The organism is Actinoplanes sp. NPDC049802 (assembly GCF_040656595.1).
Lineage (GTDB): Bacteria > Actinomycetota > Actinomycetes > Mycobacteriales > Micromonosporaceae > Actinoplanes.
This window is the reverse complement of the sequence record NZ_JBFAMR010000024.1, coordinates 56,312-76,831: the sequence shown is the minus strand read 5'-3', so window position 1 is coordinate 76,831 and position 20,520 is coordinate 56,312. Positions and strand designations below refer to the sequence as shown.

18 protein-coding genes are annotated in these 20,520 nt (G+C 71.4%); 10 read left to right on the top strand and 8 right to left on the bottom strand.

All coding sequences use genetic code 11. The features are described from left to right. The first annotated feature begins 46 nt into the window (after positions 1-46). From AB0I88_RS18695 to AB0I88_RS18650, 10 genes are read left to right on the top strand one after another with little or no spacing between them, the layout of a single operon-like run. Positions 47-1,648: a nitrilase-related carbon-nitrogen hydrolase gene (locus tag AB0I88_RS18695; RefSeq protein ID WP_361025485.1), complete on the top strand. Its 1,602-nt coding sequence runs from the start codon at positions 47-49 to the stop codon at positions 1,646-1,648. Between the two features lie 49 nt (positions 1,649-1,697). Continuing rightward, the gene (locus AB0I88_RS18690; RefSeq protein WP_361025482.1) at positions 1,698-2,507 is read left to right on the top strand and encodes an oxidoreductase; all 810 of its coding nucleotides are present in this window, start codon (positions 1,698-1,700) and stop codon (positions 2,505-2,507) included. After that, positions 2,507-3,466, top strand: coding sequence for a dienelactone hydrolase family protein (locus AB0I88_RS18685; protein ID WP_361025479.1), 960 nt, complete (start codon positions 2,507-2,509; stop codon positions 3,464-3,466). The genes AB0I88_RS18690 and AB0I88_RS18685 overlap by 1 nt, the downstream gene beginning before the upstream one ends. A 5-nt stretch (positions 3,467-3,471) precedes the next feature. After that, the gene (locus AB0I88_RS18680; protein ID WP_361025476.1) at positions 3,472-4,674 is read left to right on the top strand and encodes an aromatic ring-hydroxylating dioxygenase subunit alpha; all 1,203 of its coding nucleotides are present in this window, start codon (positions 3,472-3,474) and stop codon (positions 4,672-4,674) included. Further along, on the top strand, positions 4,671-5,363 hold the full coding sequence (locus tag AB0I88_RS18675) for a hypothetical protein (protein ID WP_361025473.1): 693 nt from the start codon (positions 4,671-4,673) through the stop codon (positions 5,361-5,363). The genes AB0I88_RS18680 and AB0I88_RS18675 overlap by 4 nt, the downstream gene beginning before the upstream one ends. Then, on the top strand, positions 5,356-6,276 hold the full coding sequence (locus AB0I88_RS18670; RefSeq protein ID WP_361025470.1) for a hypothetical protein: 921 nt from the start codon (positions 5,356-5,358) through the stop codon (positions 6,274-6,276). Before AB0I88_RS18675 ends, AB0I88_RS18670 begins: the two co-directional genes overlap by 8 nt. Then, on the top strand, positions 6,273-7,028 hold the full coding sequence (locus tag AB0I88_RS18665; RefSeq protein WP_361025467.1) for an SDR family oxidoreductase: 756 nt from the start codon (positions 6,273-6,275) through the stop codon (positions 7,026-7,028). Before AB0I88_RS18670 ends, AB0I88_RS18665 begins: the two co-directional genes overlap by 4 nt. Continuing rightward, positions 7,028-7,669: a hypothetical protein gene (locus AB0I88_RS18660; protein ID WP_361025464.1), complete on the top strand. Its 642-nt coding sequence runs from the start codon at positions 7,028-7,030 to the stop codon at positions 7,667-7,669. The genes AB0I88_RS18665 and AB0I88_RS18660 overlap by 1 nt, the downstream gene beginning before the upstream one ends. Beyond that, on the top strand, positions 7,666-8,409 hold the full coding sequence (locus tag AB0I88_RS18655) for an arylmalonate decarboxylase (protein ID WP_361025461.1): 744 nt from the start codon (positions 7,666-7,668) through the stop codon (positions 8,407-8,409). The genes AB0I88_RS18660 and AB0I88_RS18655 overlap by 4 nt, the downstream gene beginning before the upstream one ends. 53 nt (positions 8,410-8,462) lie before the next feature. Beyond that, the gene (locus AB0I88_RS18650; protein WP_361025457.1) at positions 8,463-9,026 is read left to right on the top strand and encodes a hypothetical protein; all 564 of its coding nucleotides are present in this window, start codon (positions 8,463-8,465) and stop codon (positions 9,024-9,026) included. Positions 9,027-9,133: 107 nt separating this feature from the next. Here AB0I88_RS18650 and AB0I88_RS18645 read toward each other — a convergent pair whose 3' ends face one another. The 8 genes from AB0I88_RS18645 to AB0I88_RS18610 form a co-directional block, all read right to left on the bottom strand. Continuing rightward, the gene (locus tag AB0I88_RS18645; protein ID WP_361025454.1) at positions 9,134-9,823 is read right to left on the bottom strand and encodes a neocarzinostatin apoprotein domain-containing protein; all 690 of its coding nucleotides are present in this window, start codon (positions 9,821-9,823) and stop codon (positions 9,134-9,136) included. Positions 9,824-9,852: 29 nt separating this feature from the next. Next, positions 9,853-12,831 (bottom strand): ATP-binding cassette domain-containing protein, encoded by a 2,979-nt coding sequence (locus tag AB0I88_RS18640; protein ID WP_361025451.1) that lies wholly within the window; start codon positions 12,829-12,831, stop codon positions 9,853-9,855. Beyond that, the gene (locus AB0I88_RS18635; protein WP_361025448.1) at positions 12,828-13,559 is read right to left on the bottom strand and encodes an ABC transporter ATP-binding protein; all 732 of its coding nucleotides are present in this window, start codon (positions 13,557-13,559) and stop codon (positions 12,828-12,830) included. Before AB0I88_RS18635 ends, AB0I88_RS18640 begins: the two co-directional genes overlap by 4 nt. After that, on the bottom strand, positions 13,549-14,907 hold the full coding sequence (locus tag AB0I88_RS18630; RefSeq protein ID WP_361025445.1) for an ABC transporter substrate-binding protein: 1,359 nt from the start codon (positions 14,905-14,907) through the stop codon (positions 13,549-13,551). Before AB0I88_RS18630 ends, AB0I88_RS18635 begins: the two co-directional genes overlap by 11 nt. Then, the gene (locus AB0I88_RS18625; protein WP_361025442.1) at positions 14,904-16,079 is read right to left on the bottom strand and encodes a hypothetical protein; all 1,176 of its coding nucleotides are present in this window, start codon (positions 16,077-16,079) and stop codon (positions 14,904-14,906) included. Before AB0I88_RS18625 ends, AB0I88_RS18630 begins: the two co-directional genes overlap by 4 nt. A 40-nt stretch (positions 16,080-16,119) precedes the next feature. Beyond that, positions 16,120-17,100, bottom strand: a complete 981-nt coding sequence (locus AB0I88_RS18620; protein WP_361025439.1) for a DUF916 domain-containing protein — start codon at positions 17,098-17,100, stop codon at positions 16,120-16,122. A 138-nt stretch (positions 17,101-17,238) separates the two neighbouring features. Beyond that, a complete protein-coding gene (locus tag AB0I88_RS18615) occupies positions 17,239-18,885 on the bottom strand; it encodes a WxL domain-containing protein (RefSeq protein WP_361025436.1) in 1,647 nt (548 codons plus the stop codon). Between the two features lie 227 nt (positions 18,886-19,112). Beyond that, positions 19,113-20,498, bottom strand: coding sequence for an MmgE/PrpD family protein (locus AB0I88_RS18610; RefSeq protein WP_361025433.1), 1,386 nt, complete (start codon positions 20,496-20,498; stop codon positions 19,113-19,115). Positions 20,499-20,520: the final 22 nt, after the last annotated feature.

Below are 20,520 nucleotides of genomic sequence, written 5' to 3'. Positions count from 1 at the left end.
ACCCGAGTGTAGTTTTGGGAAACGCCGTTTCGCTAGGGGGAACCGGATGTCCGGTGCAGTTCGCGTCGCCGCCGCCCAGATCGAAGCCGGTCAGGATGTCGCGGCAAATCTCGCCGCCTGCCTGCGCGTCATCGACGCCGCGGCCGAGCAGCGGGCGCAGCTCGTGGTCCTGCCCGAGTTCTGCAACCACCTGTCCTGGTATGCGTCTCGCGCCGAGGCGTACGAGCGGGCGACGCGGCCGGGGGACGGATTCCTGACCGCCATCGCCGAGCGGGCTCGCCGGCACGGGATCTGGATAAAGATCAACGTCACGCACGCGCACCCGGACGGGACCACCGGCGGCACGAACCTCCTGTTCGATCCGCGCGGCGAGGTGGCCGGCACCTGTGACAAGCAGACCCTGATGGGCGCGGAGAACGACTTCCTGGAGCCGGGCGGCACGGTCGGGCCGGTGCTGGACACACCGCTCGGACGGCTCGGGATGTATGCCTGCATGGAGGGCGTCATCACCGAGGTGGCCCGCGGGCTGGCGCTGCGTGGCGCGCAGGTGCTGCTCAACAGCCTGAACAGCTTCGCGCTGGACGAGGCCGACCTGCACATCCCGGTGCGCGCCGCGGAGAACAAGGTGTGGGTGGTGGCCGCCAACAAGGTCGGCCCGCTGCTGCCGCGTGACGAGTTGCCGGCCATCGCCGAGCGTCTCGGGGTGCCGCCGGAGTGGCTGCACGGTGCCGGCGAGTCGCAGATCGTCGCTCCGGACGGCACCGTCGTCGCGAAGGCGCCGCGCACCGGTGAGGCCGTGGTGGTCGCGGACATCGACCCCGCCCTGGCCGACGACAAACGGCGGCCGGACGGCACGGACATCTTCGCCACCCGGCGACCCGAGCTGTACGGGGCGATCGCCGAGCCGCCGGCCGGGCGCCGCCGGCCGCCCGGGGCGCCCGTGCTGAAGAGCGCGGTGGTTCGCGATCCGGCGCTGCTGCGCGACGCCGTCGACAAGGGCGCGCTGCTGGTGGTGATGCCGGAGTCGGCCGGCGATCCGGCGGTGCTCGCCGCCGCCCTGGAGGGCACCGGCGCGCACGTCGTCACCACGGCGCTGGAGGACGGCGTGCCGACCGGGCTGCTGATCTCGAAGGACGGCGTCGTGGCCCGGCAGCCCCGGCTGCACGGCCCGCACGGATCGCCCGGCGAAAACGGCGGGCCCGGCACCGGGATCGTGCCGATCGATCTGGAGTGGGGGCGGCTGGCGATCATCGCCGGGCAGGACGCCCTCTATCCGGAGACGTTCCGGCTGGCCGCGCTGCTGGACACCGACGTGGTGGCGGTGCCCTACGCGGCGCAGGAGGACTGGGAGCTGGCGCTCGGCCTGCCCGAGCGGGCCGCTGAGAACCGCCTCAACCTGGTCGTCGCCACCCCGATCGACCAGCCTGCCGCGATCTTCTCGATGACGCCGGACTTCACCCTCTGGACGAGATGGGAGGGGCCGTTCACCGGGCGCATCTCCACCCCGGTCCGCACCGACGTCCCGGCCGGTGAGGCGAGCGGCGCGGCCGAGGTCGCTCCGGCCCAGGCGGCGAATCGCCTGGTCTCACGGAACACCGACCTCGTCGACGGGCGTCCGTGGCGCCTCGTCGGCGCATTGATCCGCTGACCGCCCGCATTGACTTGACGCATTGATTCGATAACGGAGGGTGCACATAGTGGCCGAGACGATCCAGCACGTAGAGGACATGGTCGACAACTCGCCGGTCATCGACGTGCACGACACGTTCGACTTCTACCGGCAACTGCTCGCCGATCTGAAGGCGAAGATCGACGCCCGGTTCGAGTTGAGGCGTGACCCGTCCACCCTGGGTCTGCAGACGTACGGCAGCTACCCGGACGGCCCGGGCGGCTCTCTGGAGGCGTACTCCGGCCCGGAGATCGACTGGCTGGTGCACTCGTGGATCGGCAACCCGGGCGCCAGTTTCGCCAACCTGCACCTGACCGCGTGGCTCGGCCCGCAGGTGAGGGTGCCGCACCTGGGGATCGCCCTGCTGGTGTGGCCGGGCGGCTGGTTCTACCTGGACTCGGTGCCGCGGACCAGCCTGGCCGAGGACGGCGAGTACTACGACAGGTACTACGAGCCGGTCAACGAGGAGTGGCTGGAGCTGCGGGCCGACCCCGAGTTCGAGTACTTCGTGAGCCGTGCCGGGTTCATCCGCGCGAGCCTGTCGCCGACCGCGTACTGCTACTCGTTCGAGCGGTCGCAGCGCAACCTGGAGATCGTGTCCCAGCGGGCGCACGCGCACGTGGATCGCTGGCTGCGCTGGGTGGACGAGGCCGAGCCGGTGCCCGCGGACCAGCGGGAGGCACTGGCGGCGACCGACGAGACGATCCGCCGCAACATCGCCGAACGGGACCCGGCCAACGTGATGGGCGTCCGGTTCTTCGGCGAGGACACCACGAACAAGCTGGTCCGGGCGCTGTGGGGCGGCGACCGTGAACTGCCGCGGCCCGGGTGCCGGTGATGAGCGTCCGTTCGGTCTGGTGGGCCGCCACGATCCCCGGTGCGGAGAAGCCGTTCGACACCGCGCATCTGCGGGTCTTCTATCCGTCGAAGCCGGCCGGGTCGGACGCGGAACGGCTGTCCGGCGTCTTTCCCGCCGATCCGGCGCTCGCCCCGTACCCCGTGGTGTTGATCGTCTCCGGGGTGAACGTCGGGCAGGAGGCCTACCGGTGGCTGGCGGTGGAACTCGCGTCGCGTGGTTTCGTGGCGGTCACCTACGACTGGGTGGGTGAGTTGTTCGGCGGCCTGAAAGGGATCACGCCGGGGGTCGAGTTGGCGGCCGCCAGGCCGGACGCCTACGGCACGCGGGCGACGACGCCGTCGGTGCCCGCCGTGATATCCGCCTTGTCGGAGATGACCGGCCCAGTGGAAAATCTGCTCGATCTGCAGAATGTCGGATTGATCGGGCACTCCGCGGGCGGCACCGTCATCCTCCAGAGCGCCCGCTTCTTCCCGCAGGTGAAAGCCGTCGCCGCCTACGGGACGCACACCATGGTCGCGACGATGCTCGGCTGGCCGGCCGGCACCGTCCTCCCCGCCCAGGTCGACTGCCCGGTGCTGCTGATGAACGGCGAGAACGACGGCGTCATCAACGGGTCCGCCGACCGCTACGGCGAGGACGCCGCCACCCGCAGAGACCCGATCAGCCGTACGTTCGACGAGGCCCTGCCCCACCACGGCGGCGCCAACGTGCAGGTCACGTTCTCCGGTGCCAACCACTTCGGGATCGTGCACCCGGTCGACGAGACCTCGGCCCGGGCGTTCCTCGACCTCGAGGCCACCACCGATCCGGCGGCCACCCGCGCCGCCCTCGTGGACGTCACCGCGGCGTTCCTCGACACCCACCTGCGCGGCGCTTCCGGTGACGCGCTCGACAAGGCCCTCCAGAACCCCGACATCGCCGGCATCCGGCGGAGGTAACAGCCATGCTCAAGAACTTCTGGTACGCGGTGGAGTTCTCCGACAAGGTCACCACCAAGCCGGAGCGGATCACGGTCCTCGGGCAGTACCTGGTGATCTACCGGAGGCCCAGGCAGGGGCGGGTCGTCGTGCTGAGCGACCTGTGTGTGCACCGGGGGGCGGCGCTCTCCGGCGGCTGGCTCAACGACGACAAGATCGTGTGCCCGTACCACGGGTGGGAGTACGAGCCGGACGGCGCCTGTTCGAAGATTCCGGCGAACCTGCCGGGGCGGGGCATCCCCAAGAAGGCGCGGGTGGACTCGTACCCCGTACAGGAGAGATATGGTTTCGTCTGGGTCTTCATGGGCGATCTCCCGGAGGAGGAGCGCCCGCCGATGCCGGTGTGGCCGGAGTTCGACGACCTGGTGGAGAACGGCGGCCGGTTCCGCGCGGTGACCGGCGAGTTCCTGTGGAAGGCGAACTACGAGCGGATTCTGGAGAACGGCTGCGACATCGCGCACGCGCCGTTCGTCCATGCCGGGCGGTTCGGCAACCCGGACATGCCGCAGGTGCCGGATTACGAGGTCGAGCATCCGGACGAGTGGTCGGCGTTCGCCACGGTGGACCTGCATCCGCCGAAGCCGAGCGGGCTGTGGGGGAAGTTCGGCCGGCTGATCGGCAACGATCTGAAGAAGCGGCCGCCGGTCACCACGTCGGCCGGCTGGATGCTGCCCAACATGATCAAGCTGCATGTGCGGCTGCCGATCGGCGACATGATCATTTATGACACCAACATCCCGATCGACGAGACGACGACCCTGGTCAAGTGGGTCGCGCTGCGCACCTTCTTCACCGGCAGGTGGGCCGACAAGGACGCCATCAACCGCACCATGCGGATCTTCTACGAGGACGCCGCCGTGGTGAACAAGGTCCGGCCCGAACTGCTGCCCTTCGACCTCGGCGCCGAACTGCACATCAAGAGCGACCTCATCGCCGTCGAGTACCGCCGCCGGCGTCAGGAGCTGGCCGACAAGGGCTGGCTGCTCGACGAGGACGACTTCATCACCGGCGACGTGCCCAAGCGCACCGCCACGGTGATCCCCTCACCGGCCCGCCGGGAGAGCGCGGAACTGTCCCGCGCCTGGGTGCACAAGGCCCGCGGCGAGCACCCGACCGTGGCCGCCGCCCGCCTGATGGGCACCGACTCACCGGAGGAAGAGACCAAGTGAGCCTGCCCGCCGCCCTCTCCGACACGACGCTCGGCAAGATCCTCGCCCGCTTCGCGGTCACCCTCGACACCGACCGCGAGCTCACGTCACCCATGAGCCCGGCCCCGGTCGGCAAGATCAAGATCTGGCGGGGTACGGGCACCGTCGTCAAAATCGTGAACGTGTCGCTGGTCGTACCGATGATCGGCCTGGACAGCCACATGATCTTCGCGTTCACCGCCCCGTCCTCGGCCGTCCCGCACTTCACCCTGGACTCGGTCGCCAACGGGGACGACTACGCGTTCCACCTCGATCTCATCCCACGGATCGACCTGGCGACGTCGCTGCCCTACCTGGACGCCGTCTACGAGCCGCTGACCTCGATCTACACCTCGGTCTCCCAGCGCGACGGACTGTCACCCGCGCGCCTGACCCCCCGCCAGTACGCCCTCATGTCGCCGTGGATGCTGGTGAACCGGGCGACCCGGCCGGCCTTCGAGGGCATCGGCGACGCCGTCGACGCCTACCTCGACCACTGGGCCGTGCTGGTGGAGAAGGGCGTCGAGGCGATCGGCACCGCGGAACGCGACGCCGCCCACCGCGCGCTGCTGTTCAGCCCCGAGATCGACCCGGTGTGGAAGCAGACCGTCCGCCTTCTCGGCGAGGAGCAGAGCGAATCGGTACGCCTGGCGCTGGTGCAGAATGACTGAGCCGTCGACGTGGCAGAAGCGGATCGCCGGGGAGTGGCACGGGCGGCCGTCGCTGTTCGACCACAACGGCACCTGGTGCGGGTTCGAGGAGATCCGGCGGTCGTCGGACTTCGTGGACGGCGTCACCACGTACCGGATGGACGGCGGCCTGATCGGCGGCGGGCCGCTGGCCGGGCGGTTCCGGCTGGGGGCGCCTTTCTCCTTCGGGGTCGTCGATTCGGACGCCGACCGTGTCTACACCGGACCGGACTTCTTCGGGACCGGGCAGCCGTACGGGTCGTTCGTCGACTCGCACTACTACGGCCCCGGCTGGCAGGTCGACCTCAACACCTGGAATCAGGTGCTGCCGGACGGCGAGACCCAGGTCTATTCGTCGGTGCTCCACCAGGGCTGGGCCGTGGTCGGCTGTTTCAACGGGCTCTACACGCGCACGCCGTCCCGGGTGGACGAGCTGATCGAGGCGGAGACCCGCAACGGTCCGGTGCCGTACATCCTGCCGACCAAGCAGGCCGGGGCGTTCACCGGCGAGTTGGAGCTGTGGGGCGCCGATCAGAAACTGCGCGGCACCGTGTCGGCGTCGCTCGCGCTGGAGCCGATCGACCTGTTGCGCACCCGGCGGACGGTGTCGTGGCAGGGCGCCGGCCTGGACCGGGAGTTCACCACCGAGACGCGCCGGGACGGCAACCGGCTGTTCTTCGAGGGGCCTCAGGCGTGGGGCAACGCGATCGGTTTCGGCCGGGCGTCGTTCCAGTCGCTGCACCTCACCGACGTTGTCAAGATCAAGGCACGGGAGTTCTCCATCGACGCCACCCCCGGAATGTCGGCCGGTGGACAGCTGGCCGTCGTCTACGAACTGTTCCACGGCGGCAACCTCGACTCGGTGCTGCACGGTCTTCTGGAGTGGAAGGTATGACCGTCGTCGTGGTCACGGGTGGGACGCGCGGGATCGGGCAGGGGCTGGTTCACGCCTTCCTCGCGCAGGGCGCGTCCGTCGCCTACTGCGGGCGAAGCCTCTCCGGTGACGTGCCCCCGGGCGCGCTGGCGGTGGCCGCCGACGTGACGAACCGGGCGGACGTCCGCAAGCTCTGGGACGCCGCCGCCGACCGGTTCGGAACGGTCGACATCTGGGTCAACAACGCCGGGATGTCCAACTCCCGCAAGCCGTTGTGGGAGCTTCCGGCGGAGGAGATCTCCAGCGTGGTCGGGCTCAACCTGGAAGGGACTCTCCAGGCCAGCGCGGTCGTCCTCGAGGCGATGCTCGCGCAGGGGCACGGCGCGCTGTGGAACATGGAGGGGCTCGGCTCCAACGGGCAGATCGTGGCCGGCCTCACCCCGTACGGCGCGACCAAACGGGCCCTCACCTACGCGACCCTGGCGATGGCCAAGGAACTCAAGGACACCCCGGTCAAGGTGGGGCTGCTCTCCCCCGGCATGGTCGTCACCGATCTCCTCGTCCAGGACTACGACCCGGCCGAACTGGAGAAGGCGAAGAAGATCTTCAACATCCTGGCCGACCGGGTCGAGACGGTGACCCCCTGGCTCGCCGCGAAGGTGCTGGCCGGCACCCGCAACGGTGGCCGGGTCGCCTGGCTGACCGGACCGAAAGCCGCCTACCGGTTCGCCACCGCCGGATTCCGCAGACGTGACCTGTTCGGGGACGCCTGATGGAGTACCCGATCCTCCTCGCGCTCGAGGACTTCGTACCGGTGATCTTCGGGACGGCCGGGTTCGCGCTGCTCGCGCGGACCGCGCCGACCGAGCCCGCCCGCACCGCCGGACTCGCCGGCGCCACCCTCATCGGCGCCGGCGGCATCGCCAAATGCGTCTGGAAACTCGGGTACGCGTCCGGCGCCGGCGATTGGAAACTGCTCGAACAGGCGCTGTTCCCGCTGATGGCGGCGGGCGCCGTGCTGCTGTCGTGGTCGCTGGCCGTCACCGTCCGCCGGGGCAGGCCGACCCGGTTCTGGCCGTTCGCGCTGGCCTTCGGGTTGTGCCTGGCCGGTTCGGTGGCGGCCGGCAGCCTCGACCCGCTGTTCGTGGCCGCCACCCTGGGTGTGACCGCGGTCAGCGTGCTCGGCGCGATCGTCGCCGGCCGGTACCGGCTGTGGTGGGCGGTGTCCCTCTACGTGCTCGGGCTGGTCCTCGTGATGGGCCTGGTGCCGCTGCGGTCGTCGGACTCGCATCACACGGTCGCCTTCCAGTGGCTCGAACAGTCGATCAACACCGCCGCGCAGGGCTGCCTTCTGGTGGCCGCGTGGCTCACCCTCCGCGCTAGTCGTCCCGCCCTGATCGGAGCATCCCGATGACCGATGCCCTCGGCTGGCGCCGCAAGTTCGGCGTCATCGCCCCGTCCACCAACACGATCGTCGAGCCGGACTTCTACGCGATGGCCGTACCGGGTGTGACCTCCCACTTCTCCCGCATCCACATCCGCAACCAGGATCTCTCCGACGACGCGAACTTCGAGAACCTGCTGGTCCAGATCCGCTCCGAGATCGGTTTCGCCTGCGAGCGGGTGCTCACGTGCGAGCCCGACTACATGGTGATGGGCATGTCGGCCGAGACGTTCTGGGGCGGCGTCGAGGGCAACCGCGAGTTCGTCGCCCAGATCCGGGAGATCACCGGCCTGGACGTGGCCACCGGAGCCGAGGCGTGCGAACGTGCCCTCAAGCTCTACGGCGCCCGGAAGATCGGCGTGGTGACGCCCTACCAGCCGGTCGGCGACGCCAACGTGGTCCGCTTCTTCGGCGAGATCGGTTTCGAGGTGTCCGCCATCGAGGGCTTGAAATGCCCCACGGCGGTCTCCATCGCCCACGTCACCGAGGACGATCTCCGCGCCGCGATCCTGACGGTCAACGGCCCCGACGTGGACGCCATCGTCCAGTGCGGAACCAACCTGTCCATGGTCCGCCTGGCCGACGAGGCCGAACGCTGGCTGGGCAAACCGGTGATCGCCATCAACGCGGCGACCTGGTGGATGGCCCTGCGCGAGAACGGCGTCAAGGACAAGGTGTACGGCGCGGGCTCCCTGCTGCGCGAGTACTGACAGCCGCCCGGCGGCCCGCCCCGTCGTACACCGCGATGGCTCCTATGTGCGATATGTCTCAGGCCGGCTCCTACCACGTCAAGGGCGGCGCCACCCAGGACGGCACGGAGATGGCCATGGACTTCCGGATCTCCGGCGCCGACTTCTCCGGAAAGCTCTCCATGGGCGCCGACGCCGATGTCGACCTGCTGGTCGTCGGCGGCAAGCAGTACATGCGGCCGTCCGAGGGGTTCTGGAGCATGCTCGGGATGGGCGAGACGGCCAAGACGGTGTCCGCCACCCTGGGCACCAAGTGGCTCGAGGTGTCGGCCGCGGACCAGAGCATGTCCAGCATCTTCAGCATCGTCAAGATCGACGAGCTCCTGTCGGTGACCGGCAAGGCCGCCAAGGGCGAGTCGACCGAGGTCGACGGGAAGCCGGTCGTCACGCTGACCGACAGCGCTGACGCCGAGTCGAAACTGTTCGTCGCGACGACCGGTGAGCCCTACCCGGTGCGGCTGGGCGCGGCGACCGGCGAGGGCGTCTCGTTCAGCGAGTTCGGCGGCACCTTCGACGACATCAAGGCTCCCGCCGCCGACCAGGTCCTCGACATGGCGGCGCTGAGCGGCCAGAAGTAGCCGGAACTCACCGGATCGGGGGTGTGGGACCGGCCCCGCGCACAGCCGGGCCCACACCCCTGAACCGTCCTCTCCCGCTCGAGAGGGAGTGCGCGGGAGAGGACGTCCTACTGGAAACCGGCCATCCGCCGCCGCCGTGCGGGCAGCAGGATGAGCAGGCCGGCTCCGGGCAGCAGCAGCGCGCTGCCGATCAGCACGACGGTGGCCCATTCCTGGCCGGGACCGGTCTTGGGCAGGGCGCCCGCGGCCGCGGTGGAACTCTTCGACGAGCCGGCGGTCGCCGACTTGGTCGACGTCGAGGTCTTCGTCGGCGTGGCCGTCTTGGTCGGCGAGGTGGTGCCCCCGCCGCCCGCGCCGAACGTGATCTTCACTTGGACCTTGTTGGCCGCCACGTCCTCCTCGCTGTGGCTGGACGGGAGCAGCTGCGCCGCGATCACACAGCCGTCGTCGCAGTTCTTGGCCCCGTCGCTCCAGGATTTGGCGATGGTGAGGGTGAGCGTCTTGGTCTTGCCGGAGTCGTCGGTGGAGACGAACTCGGCCCCACCGGTGAGGTTGCAGTCGGTGGCGGTGGCCGGGTCGGCGATGCACTGGCCGAGCGCCAGGTCGGTGAGCCCGGCCTTGAACCCGGTCCCATAGACGGTGATCTTCTCGCCGTCGGCGATGCCGCTGGTCTTGGAGACGTGCAGTTCGGGCGCGGCCAGGGCCGGCGACGAGTCGGCCAGCACGATCGTGACGGCGCAGATCAGGGCGGCGGCGACCGAGGCGGCCGGCCGGCGGACGTGGCGGGGAAGGACCATCAAAACCTCCATCATGGGGTATGGGCCGGTCAGCCGGCCGGTTCTCCGGATCGGGCCACGGCAGCCTGATCGGTGCCGAGGTAGGAAAGGACGACCGCCGGGTGGTTGCGGACCTCGTCCGGCGACCCCTGGGCGATGACGGCGCCGGCGTCCATGGCGATCAGCCGGTCGGCGACCCGGGACAGCAGCGGCAGGTCGTGTTCGATGACGAGGATCGTGGTGCCGAGTTCGGCACGGACGCGCAGCATCAGGTCGCCGAGGGCCTTCCCGTCGGCCTGGGTGAGGCCGGAGGACGGCTCGTCGAGCAGCAGCAGCCGGGGCCGCAGGGTGAGCAGGCAGCAGAGTTCGACGACGCGGCGGGTGCCGGTGGAGAGCTCCCCGACCGGCCGCTCGGCCAGCCAGTCCAGCCCCATGGCGTGCAGCGCCGCGTCCGCCTGCGCCGCCTTGACCGTTTCCGATCGCTGATCGCCGACGAGGTCGGCGGCCAGCCGCACCGGCGCGATCCGTTCGGCGGCGACCATCACGTTCTCCCGGACCGTCATCGCCGGGAAGAGCCGCGCGTCCTGGAACGAGCGCACCAGCCCGGACCGCGCCCGCCGCTCCGGCGTCCACCCGGTGACGGCGCGCCCCCGGTACCGGACCACGCCCCCGTCGGCCGCGGTGAATCCGGCCAGGATCTCGAAGAGTGTGGTCTTCCCGGCGCCGTTGGGCCCGATGATCCCGACGATCTCCCCGTCACCGACGGTGAACGTGGCGTCCTGAACGGCCCGTACCCCGCCGAACGACCGCCGGATCCCCGCCACCTCCAGCAGCGGCCCGGCGCCCGCCACGGGTTCGAGCGGCTCCGCGGGCAGCCGCGCGATGTTCCAGAGACGAGGCCTCTCCGCCGCGCCCTCCGGCCGTTTCTCCGCGAAACCCCCATTTTGTACGCTCGAAGCGCTCTGCCCAGCGAAAAAGGCGTCTCCCCCGACACCGGCTCCGGCGAAGTCCCCGAGCGGCCCCGTCCCCGCGCCCACGGATGCGGCACGCTCGCTCTCGGGTGTCACGGTCCCGGACGTCCCGGATCCGAGGCTCGCGGGGTCGAGGCCCGCTGGTGAGGAACGGCGAGTGAGACCCGCCGCCACGCCCCGGACCAGACGGTCGAGGCCGCGCCGTTCACCCCACGTGACGAGGCGGCGCCGCAGGCGGGGCAGGCCGCCGGCGAGGAGGCCGCCCAGCCCGTCCGGCATGAGGATCACGACGAGCAGCCAGCCGAGGGTGAGCAGAGCCTGCCCTCCGATGCCGAGCGGGTGGAGCAGCGGCAACCCGACGATGATGATCGAGCCGAGCAGGGCCCCGCCGGTCCGGGCGAGGCCGCCGACCACGGCAATGGCGACGACGTCGATGCTCGCCCCGGCCGGGAAGTTGTTGATGCTCAGTTGACTCTGCCCGAAACCGATCACCACACCGCCGAGGCCGGCGAGGGCGCCGCCTACCGCGTACGCCTGCAGTTTGCGCAGCGGGGCCGTCACGGTGAGCGCGCGCCCTGCCTCCTCGTTGTCGCGGAGCGCGAGCAGCAGGCGGCCGAAGCCGCCGCCGCCGAGACGGGCCGTGACCCACCAGCCGAGTCCGAGGAGCAGCAGGGCGAACAGGTAGTAGTCGGTGGCGACGCCGACGACGTAGCCGTGCCACACCGGGTAGGGGGTGTCGAGCCCGTCGCCGAGCAGGAACGTCTGGCGCAGCAGCCAGCCGCTCGTGGCGAGGGCGAAGGCGAGGGTGGTGACGCCGAGGGCGACGCCGCGCAACCGCATGGCCGGGATGCCGACGAGGACGGCGGCGAACCCGCCGGCCGCGCATCCGGCGACGGTGCCGAGGAACATGTTGCCGGTGAGCGTGGCGACCTGGACGGCGACGGCGGCGCCGATGCCGGCGAAGCCGAACTGGCCGAGGGAGAGTTCGCCGGCGATGCCGGTCACCAGGATCACCGACAGGGCGACCAGCGTAAAGCCGCAGATGGTGGTGAGGATGCTGGCGGTGGCGTTGCTGACCACGTAGGCGAGGCCGACTCCGAGGGCCGCGAGCAGCGCGAGGCCGATCTTCGCGGACGTGGACGGGGCTCCGCGTTCCTGGCGGGGCCAGGGCGCGGTCTGGTCGTCGCGGCGGCCGCTCTGCCGCCGGCGCAGCAGCGCGACCAGGATGGCGAGCCCGAGGACCACGTCGACGAAGCCGCTGCCCTGCCGGGAGAGCAGGATCTGTTCGCCGACGCCGACGCCGACGGAGGCGCTGAACGCGATCGGCAGCGACGTCATCCGGGCGATGACCGCGCCGGCCAAGCCGCGCAGCAGCAGTTGGGGGCCGAGCGACTCGATCGACTGCACGCCCTGGATGGGGGTGAGCAGGATGGCCGAGAAGGCGGCGATGCCCCCGGCGACCGCCCAGGCGAGGGTGGCCATCCGGGGGGCGGGCACGCCGTCGACGGTGGCGGCGTCCGGGTTGTCGGCGGCGGCGCGGATGCCGATGCCGTATCTGGTGCGCCTGAGGAAGAACGCCAGGGCGGCCAGCAGCACCGGGGTGAGCAGCAGCATGGCGGTGAGCGAGGAGCCGACCGCGGTGGTGCCGATGCTGAAGGCGGGCAGGCCGGGCGGTTTCGGATAGGTGGTGCCGGAGAAGCTGTCCCGGGACACGAGCAGCGCGACGACCAGGATGAACTGGGACAGCCCGAGGGTGGCGATCATGCCGATGACGCGGGGCCGCCGGTAGAGGCGGCGGACGATGACGATCTCGGTGAGCGCGGCGAGGCCGCCGGCGACCACGATGGCGATCGGGAAGGCCAGCCAGTAGGGCATTCCGGTCGCGAACCGGGCGAGCACCGCCGCCCCGAAGACGCCGATCGCGCCGTGGGCGAAGTTGACGAACCGGCTGGACCGGTAGACGAGCACCAGGCCGACGGCGAGCAGTCCGTAGGTGAGGCCGGTGAACAGCCCGACCGTGAAACGGTCGAGCCCGAGGTCGAATCCGAGGAGGCTCATTCGGCGTGGCCCCCGAGTACCAGCCGGCGGGCCAGGCCGGGGGATTCACGCAGCTCGCCGGGGGTGTGCTCGGCGATGATCGTGCCGTGTTCCATGAAGAGCAGCCGGTCGGCGACCGACATGGCGACGTTCACCGACTGTTCGATGAGCAGCGTGCCGACGCCGGCCGCGGCGAGCCGCCGGACGAGTTCGAGCAGGCCGCCCACCACGACGGGGGCGAGGCCGAGGGAGAACTCGTCGATCAGGAGCACGTCGGGCCGCTGGATGAGGGTCTTGGCGAGCACCAGCATCTGCCGCTCCCCACCGGACAGGGTGGAGGCGGGCTGGTCGGCGCGGGCCCGCAGCCGGGGGAAGACGGCGAGTGCCCCGTCGACGGAGGTGCCCGGTCTCTCGTCGTGTCTGGCGACCGGGTAGGTGTGCATGCGCAGGTTGTCGCGTACCGAGAGGGACCCGAACGCCTGCTGGCCGATGACGGTGGACAGGCCGAGCCGGGGCCGTCCGGCGCCGGGCACCCCGGTGACGTCGGCCCCGTTGAGGAAGACGGTTCCGGCGCTGGGCCGGCTCAGCCCGGAGATCATCCGGACGAGGGTGGACTTGCCGACGCCGTTGGGGCCGCACAGCGCCACGGTCTCGCCCTTGCGGACGGTCAGGTCGATGCCGAAGAGCACCTGGATGGAGCCGTAACCGCCGGACAGCCCGGCCACCTGGAGGACGATGTCACCGGCCAAGGGGGGTCACCGGCCCGTCGTACTTGAAGCACGTGCACCCGGTGTCGTATTCGAGGACCCGGTATCCGGTGCCGGCCGCGTACCCGTCGGGGCCGAGTTCGCCGCCGAACCCGCCGGCCGTGCTGAACGACGGCCCGAGGGCGCGGGCGGCGGCGCCCCAGGCGGCCGCGTTCAGGTTGGGTCCCAGGTCCCTGGCAGCGCCGTGGAGCAGCAGCGCGGCGTCGCAGTAGGTGAAGGCGACCCGGGCGTTCTCGCGCTTGGCGAAGGTGATCCCGGCCCGCCGGTAGATGTCCAGGCAGTTCTTCTCGGCGCCGGTGTCCGGGAAGGTCAGCTGGGTGTCCGGCACGTCGTTGGCCGGGGCGAACCCGATGCCGGTCATCCCGGCCAGCGACTCGGGCGGCACGGTGCCCGGATTGTTGACCATGAAGACCGGGCTGTCGAAGGTGGAGACGCCGTACCGGGCGGTGAAGCTCTGTGCCTTGGCGCTGGTCATGAAGAACGGCGCGAGGCGGGCGCCGCCGAGGAAGAACACCCGGTCGATCCGCTTGCCGCGGAAGTCGACGGCCGCCTGGGAGAGGCCGCTGTTGAGGGTGCCGAGGCTGGTGGTGTCGATCCAGTTGACGGTGACCGTCACGCCGGCCTTGCTCAGCAGCGGGACGACCAGCTTGTCGTACACCGATCTGTTGGCCGGGGTGTCGGCGGCGACCAGGCCGGCCCGCTCGCGGCCGTCGAAGAACTTCCGTGCCACGAGCACGTTGAGGAACGAGGTGACGAAGGCGTCGTACTCCGGATAGGAGGCGGTCCACAGGTAGGGGTCGAGCCGGGTGAACGTGGCCCGGTCGTCGGCGATCAGGGTGGCGTCCAGCATGAGGGTGCGCCGCTGGGCGTAGCAGGGCCGGGCGTTGGACTGCAACTGCCCGGTGAGGACCACCGCGAACGCCTTGTCGTCCTGGGTGATCTGGCTGCACAGGGCGGTCTCGGCGGCCGGGGAGTCCTTGCTCGCCTCGTACTCGCGGTAGACGGCCTCCAGCTTGCGCCCGGCGATGCCACCATTCGCGTTCACGTACGTCTCCAGGGCTTTCACCTGCTCGGACGGCTTGCCGACGTCGGCGTTCCTGAAACCGGTCATGGAGGCGGTCCTGGTGAGGTCGGTGCCGATGAACACCACCTTCACCGAATCGTCGGTGACGCCCGGCCCCACGCCGTTCGTGGACGTCCCGGTGGCCCCGTCCGCGCCGGGCATCAGGGTGCCGCAGCTCGTGTAGGCCAGCGCCGCGGCGATCAGCACGGCACCGGCGCGGACCAGCAGCGGCCGGTCCACGGCACGGCGCGGCGTCGGCGATGTCATTCCTCGTCCTCCTCGAAGAGGGTGAGATCCCTGGGGTAGCGCCGGGCCATCACGTGGTCGAGCGCGTCCAGGTCGAGCACGGAGTCGCCGCCGCCCGCCGTCCGCTCCGCGCCGACCAGGGCGCGCAGCGTCTCCAGGCTGAGCTGGGCGCCTGCCATCCGGCGCAGCCGCCGCGCGCCGGGCGCGTCGTCGAAGACCAGGTAGGCGCCGAGGCTGCCGAGGCGGACCACCGGCGGCAGCATGGTCTGCGACGGGTCGGCCCAGGCCAGTGCGGTGCCGCGGCGGCGGATCCGGCGCAGCACGCCCCAGACGATCAGCAGCAGGCCGGCCGCGTTGATCACCAGGAGACCCCAGGGGTACGCGTCGTGCGTGAGCCGGGCCTGGGCGAGCCCGCTGACGTCGGCCGTGACCACGTACTGGCCGAACGCGGCTAGGGGCAGTTCGACCGGGACGGTGAGGGTACGGCTCTGGCCCGGCCCCAGGTCGGTGATCCGCGCCCGGTGGAAGACGTTGTCGTCGCCGCCGCCGCCGAGGCGTACCTGGGCGGTGGCGTCGACCAGCGTCGACGGGGACGGGTTGCGGATCGTGTAGACGAGCAGCAGCCGGTCGGGGGCGCCGAACCAGGCGGCCACGGTGCCGCCGGTCAGCCGGGCGTCCTGCACGACCAGCTCGCGGACCGGGTCGGCGGTCCGGGGGATCTGACCGCTGGCGTGGCCGGTGATGGTGATCGGCAGGTTGACGACCGCGTCGGCGTCGCCCTGGACGGCGGCCACGTGGATGACGCACGGGCAGGCCTTCGGGGGTTCGCCGACGATCAGGTCGACGACGAAGGTGCCGTCCTGGCGTACCGGGGTGGCCATCGAGGCGCGGGTGTCGCAGGCGGCCGACCCGGTCACGCCGCCTTCGCCGCAGGTGACGAACTGGAGCAACTGTGCGGGCTCCCAGCCCTCGCCGGTGACCCGGATCTTGTCGCCGGGCGCCGCCTCGGTGACCGACAGCCGGGCGACCAGGCCGCCGGCCAGCGCCGTTGCCGGTGGCGCGGTGACCAGCGCCAGGAGGACGGCCGCGAGCAGGGCGTCGTACCGTCTCATCGCGACGTCTCCGCTGCGCTCCGGCGGCGCGACCGGTTGCCGGCTGTGCTTGCCGATCGGCTGGCGTTCCGGCGTCGCCATGAGCCCGGATTCGAGCCGGCCGATTCGCCGGCGAGCCCACTCATCTGCCGGCCACCAGTCCCCGGGGCCGGATCTCGCGGCTGCGGGCACGGCGGCGGGCCGCCCCGACGAGCGAGCCGATCAGAACGGCGAGGACCAGGGCGCCGCTGTACGAGTAGACGAACTCCCGGTCGGTGCGGCGGGCGTAGACACCGCCGTCGGCTTCGACGACGACCGAGGTGGTGACGATGTCGAACGGCCAGATGCCCTCCGCGGTCATGGTGAACCGGCCCTCGGAGCCGGGGACCATGTCGCTGGACGGCGTCGACCCGCTCACCTTCACCGGATGCCCGAACAGGCCGGTCACCCGTACCGTGGCCCGCGGCATGAGGTGCACGTTGCCGACGTTGCCGACGGCGTATTCCAGGTCGCCGGTGACCGGCACCGGCAGCAGCGGCGATCCGATGTCCATCCGCAGGCTGGGCACGCCGAGCCCGGGCACGATGGTGCCGGCCACGCGCAGGTAGACGCGGGCGGCGACGGCGCGCTGGATCCGCACGGTGGCGCCGCCCGCCTGGGTGACGGCGCTCGGCTCGGCTTCCAGGGCGACGACACCGCCGACGTGGTCGCCGGGGGTGGCGTTCGGCGGGACGGTGATGGTGAACGGGATGTCCGCGCTGGCACCGCCGGGGATGCTCACCTTGCCGGCGCCGGACTTCACCCAGGCGCCCAGGTCGGTCTGCCGGCGGTCCTTGGTCCGCAGCGCGAAGCCGCCGTCCTTGACCGTGTTGTACGCGTCCGCCCCGTAGATCTCGAACGCCTTCGGGTTCTTGCCCAGGTTGGTGACGCGTACCGATTCCTTGACGGTCTGCCCGGCGGCGGCGTCGAGGAAGAAGTAGAGGCGCGGGGTGGGGCCGGCGTTCTCGGCCGGGGTCGGCGTCACCGCCCATTCGCCGTTGCCGGTGGCCGCGGCCGGGGCGGCCGGGACGACCGTGCAGGCGGCCAGCGCCAGAGCTGCCGCGGCGATCCGGATGATCCGCATGACTGTCCTTCCAGCGGCGCGGCGGACGGGGTTCCGGCCGGCTGTCGGTGCTGTCCCCGGCAGCGCCGGGACGGCACCGGCAGCCGGCCACCAGGGGTGGGTGGGGGCGGTGGCGGCCGCCCTCACCCGCGGTACGGATCAGCTCAGCGTGATCGTGAGCGTCGCCGTGTAGGTGCCCGCGAGCTGGTTCACGGGCACCGCCAGGGCCAGTTCGGCCGAGGCGTCGAACGAGCCGCCCGTACCGGTCGTGGTGTTGACCGGTCCCTTGCAGAGGGTGGCGGCGTTGACCGCCTGCCCCGCGGCGCCGGGCTGCGCCGTGACGGCGTTGGTGGCGCCGGGGTGGGCCACGCAAGCCGGCGTCCAGGTGAGGGCGCCGGCCGGGATGGTGCCGCCGGGCACACCGGTGAAGTCGGTGACCTCAGCCGTCAGGTCCCACCCGAGGGTGCTGCCGCGGTAGTCGGTCACGTTGATCGCCGCAAGGGTGCCCTTCGCGGTCTGCGCCGTCCCGTTCAGGGTGACGCCGTCGAACGCGATGGTGCTGGTGCCCGCGCCACGCGACATCGCCAGCGCGCCGCCGTTCACGGTCTGCGAGAGCTCGTAGGTGAGGTCGCATTCCCCGGCGACGTCGCCGGTCGCCGCGGTGCACGCGTCCGCCGAGGCGGTCCACGCGGCCAGGGCGAACAGCTGACCCGACGACGCGCCGATCCAGGCGGTCGCGGGGTCGTCGACGGTGAACGAGGCGGTGATGCCGCCGGTCGCCGTCGCGGTGGTGGTGACCGGCGCGTCGGTGGTGGCCGGGGGCGGCGGCGCTCCGGCGAGCGCCTTGTACCCGCCGACCGAGACGGTGCTGCCGGGGTTGAAGCCGGTGCCCTTGACGGTGACGGCCGTGCCGGCGCCGCCGCCGGCGGGCGTGATGGTGATCGCCGGTGTGCCGAGGATCGTGATGGATACGAGAACGGTGCCGGTGCCGTCGGTGATCGCCACGGTGCGGTCGCCCGCGGTGGCGTTCGCCGGAACCGTCAGCGTGCCGGTGCCGGAGCCGTTCGCCCCGGTGGTGCCGGTGCCGCTGCCCTCTCCCGTACCGCCGCCGGCGCTGTCCTTCAGCGACGCGGTGAGCGTCGCGTTCGCGGCCAGGCCGGTGACCGAGAAGTTGATGGTGTTGCCGGAGCGGGCCGCGGCGGTGCCGGTCTGCCCGGTGATCGAGGTGATGGTCGCCCCGCCGTCGAAGACGGTGACCGGCTGGACGATCGTGGTGGCCGCCGGGCTCGCCTTGTGGTCCCGGTCGCCCTCCGCCGAGCAGTACGTGGACGCCGTGGTGTTGGCGAACTTGACCTGCTGGACGGTGAGGTTCAGGGTTCCCGCCGCGCCGGCGGTGAAGGTGCCGGTGGCGGTGAAGCCGCCGAGCTTGGCGTAGGCGGCGACCGCGCCGGACGGGTAGTCGGCCTGGTTCAGCGTGACCGTTCCGGTCTGGGAGCCGGAGATCCCGACCGTGACGGCCACCGGCACGGTGCCGGCGGTGAGCGGAACCGGGCCGTTGGTGGACCCCTCCGCCGCGGTGAGGGACACGGTCACGGTCTGGCCGGGCTTCGGCGACGCCGGAGTCTGGGTCAGGGTGAACGTGTCCGCCCACGTGCTCGGTGAGGAGCCGGTGCCGGCGTCGCTGAAGTAGATCCGGCACCCAAGGGAACTCGCGGTCGGCCCGTACGCGGCGGCGGGCGCCTGGACGGCGATGACGCCGACCAGGGCCAAAGCCGCGATCAGGGCTTTTCTTGCGGTGGATGTCATGGTGGTGCCGCGTCCCCTCTCTGACAGTGGGTGCGCCCTCGCCGTCGGGCGGCGGTGGCGCTCTAGCGCGCGGTACGCATCCAGTCTCCTTGTCGTTTCCCTCAGGGAAACGGCGTTTTCTTTCTGCGTGGGATCAATGAACGCAGTCCACAACACTCATGTCAACCCACCGAGCAGCCTTATCTCGCCCTGCGATACACCGTTTCCTAAATGCGCGGGTGAATGCGTCAGCCCGGAAACACGTCCGAAACGGACCCACCGGACCCGAGCCGCCGGACCGCGTCCGACAACTCCGCCACCGCGCCGACCGGAATCGCACGCCCGGCGTTGCCGGTGAACTTCGCGGTCACCTCGGCGGCGCTCAACGGGTGCCCCGGGCCGCCACGCGAACTGTCCACCCGGTGCTCCAGCACCGCGCCGGAGCGGGTGCGCACCCGCAGCACGGCCGCGAACGCACGGGGGAACGCGGCCGTGGCGGCCTCGTCCGCGTACATCCGCACCCGGGACGCCAGATCCAGCCGCCGCCGGTCCAGGCCCGCGAAATCGTCCAGGCCCACACCCAGACCGCCGCCACCGGTCAGCGCCACGGCCAGCGTGTACGGCCCGGAGAACTTGGCGTGGTAGCCACTGCGCGGGCGGGCCTTCTCGGCGGCCGGCTCGGCGATGGTCCGCAGCACCGGCTCGGCCACCCCCAGTTCGGCGCTCTCCACGTCGCCCGGATCCAGCCCGGCCGCCCGCAGCGCCAGCGCGCAGTCGATCCCGGCGTGGGTGAAATGGTTCGACGGGTACGGCTTGAACACCGTCCGGAGCAGCTCCCACCGCTCCCCCAAACCGTCGGTGACGGCCTCCGGGGTGAACCGGCCGGTGTGCGCCGCGAAGAACCCGAACCGTCCCTCCAGGACCGTCGGCGGCCCGGTCAGTCCCTCCGCCGCCAGCGTCGCCGCGACCACGCCACCGTGCGCCGCCCAGCCGCAGTGCGAACGTTTCACCGACCCGCCGGTCCGGTTCGCCTCCAGCACCCCGGCGCCCATCGACACGGCGATCCCGATGGCGTCGGCGATCCCGGCGGCGTCCAGCTCGTACAGCCGGGCCACCGCCACCGCGGCCCCGATCGTGCCGCAGATCGAGGTGGCGTGCTGACCGCGCTCGAAGTACAGGTTCGCGCCGGTCTCCGGATCGCATCCGGCCATGCCGAGCCGGTTGGTCACCTCGATGCCGGCGGCGATCGCGGCGATCAGATCGCCGGGCGCCCCCGCCTCAGCCGCGGCCAGCGCGGCCGGCACCACCGACGCGCTCGGGTGCAGCACCGACGGCAGGTGCGTGTCGTCGAAGTCGAGCGAATGGGCCAGCACCCCGTTCACGAACGCGGCGGACGGGGCCGGCAGCCGGTCGCCGTAGCCGAGCACCGTCGACTCGGGCACGCCGCCCCAGCGCCGCATCGCGGCGAGTGCCGCGGGCGCGGCGTCGGCGTCCTTCTCGGCGTACGCGGCCAGACCGTTGCCGAGCACGTCCAGGATCCGGGCCGGCACGTCCGCCCGGACCCGCCGTGGTGGGTCGGCCCTCGCCGCGAACTCGCCGAGGACCCGCGCGAGCGGAGGCTTCACCGTGCCCATTCGGCAGACCCTCCCGGCCCCT

Coding starts and splice junctions, on each gene's coding strand:
- AB0I88_RS18610 (WP_361025433.1), bottom strand. CDS start 20,498: ATGGGCACGGTGAAGCCTCCGCTCGCGCGGGTCCTCGGCGAGTTCGCG.
- AB0I88_RS18650 (WP_361025457.1), top strand. CDS start 8,463: ATGTCTCAGGCCGGCTCCTACCACGTCAAGGGCGGCGCCACCCAGGAC.
- AB0I88_RS18625 (WP_361025442.1), bottom strand. CDS start 16,079: ATGGCGACGCCGGAACGCCAGCCGATCGGCAAGCACAGCCGGCAACCG.
- AB0I88_RS18640 (WP_361025451.1), bottom strand. CDS start 12,831: ATGAGCCTCCTCGGATTCGACCTCGGGCTCGACCGTTTCACGGTCGGG.
- AB0I88_RS18620 (WP_361025439.1), bottom strand. CDS start 17,100: ATGCGGATCATCCGGATCGCCGCGGCAGCTCTGGCGCTGGCCGCCTGC.
- AB0I88_RS18660 (WP_361025464.1), top strand. CDS start 7,028: ATGGAGTACCCGATCCTCCTCGCGCTCGAGGACTTCGTACCGGTGATC.
- AB0I88_RS18695 (WP_361025485.1), top strand. CDS start 47: ATGTCCGGTGCAGTTCGCGTCGCCGCCGCCCAGATCGAAGCCGGTCAG.
- AB0I88_RS18645 (WP_361025454.1), bottom strand. CDS start 9,823: ATGGTCCTTCCCCGCCACGTCCGCCGGCCGGCCGCCTCGGTCGCCGCC.
- AB0I88_RS18665 (WP_361025467.1), top strand. CDS start 6,273: ATGACCGTCGTCGTGGTCACGGGTGGGACGCGCGGGATCGGGCAGGGG.
- AB0I88_RS18615 (WP_361025436.1), bottom strand. CDS start 18,885: ATGACATCCACCGCAAGAAAAGCCCTGATCGCGGCTTTGGCCCTGGTC.
- AB0I88_RS18655 (WP_361025461.1), top strand. CDS start 7,666: ATGACCGATGCCCTCGGCTGGCGCCGCAAGTTCGGCGTCATCGCCCCG.
- AB0I88_RS18670 (WP_361025470.1), top strand. CDS start 5,356: ATGACTGAGCCGTCGACGTGGCAGAAGCGGATCGCCGGGGAGTGGCAC.
- AB0I88_RS18685 (WP_361025479.1), top strand. CDS start 2,507: ATGAGCGTCCGTTCGGTCTGGTGGGCCGCCACGATCCCCGGTGCGGAG.
- AB0I88_RS18630 (WP_361025445.1), bottom strand. CDS start 14,907: ATGACATCGCCGACGCCGCGCCGTGCCGTGGACCGGCCGCTGCTGGTC.
- AB0I88_RS18680 (WP_361025476.1), top strand. CDS start 3,472: ATGCTCAAGAACTTCTGGTACGCGGTGGAGTTCTCCGACAAGGTCACC.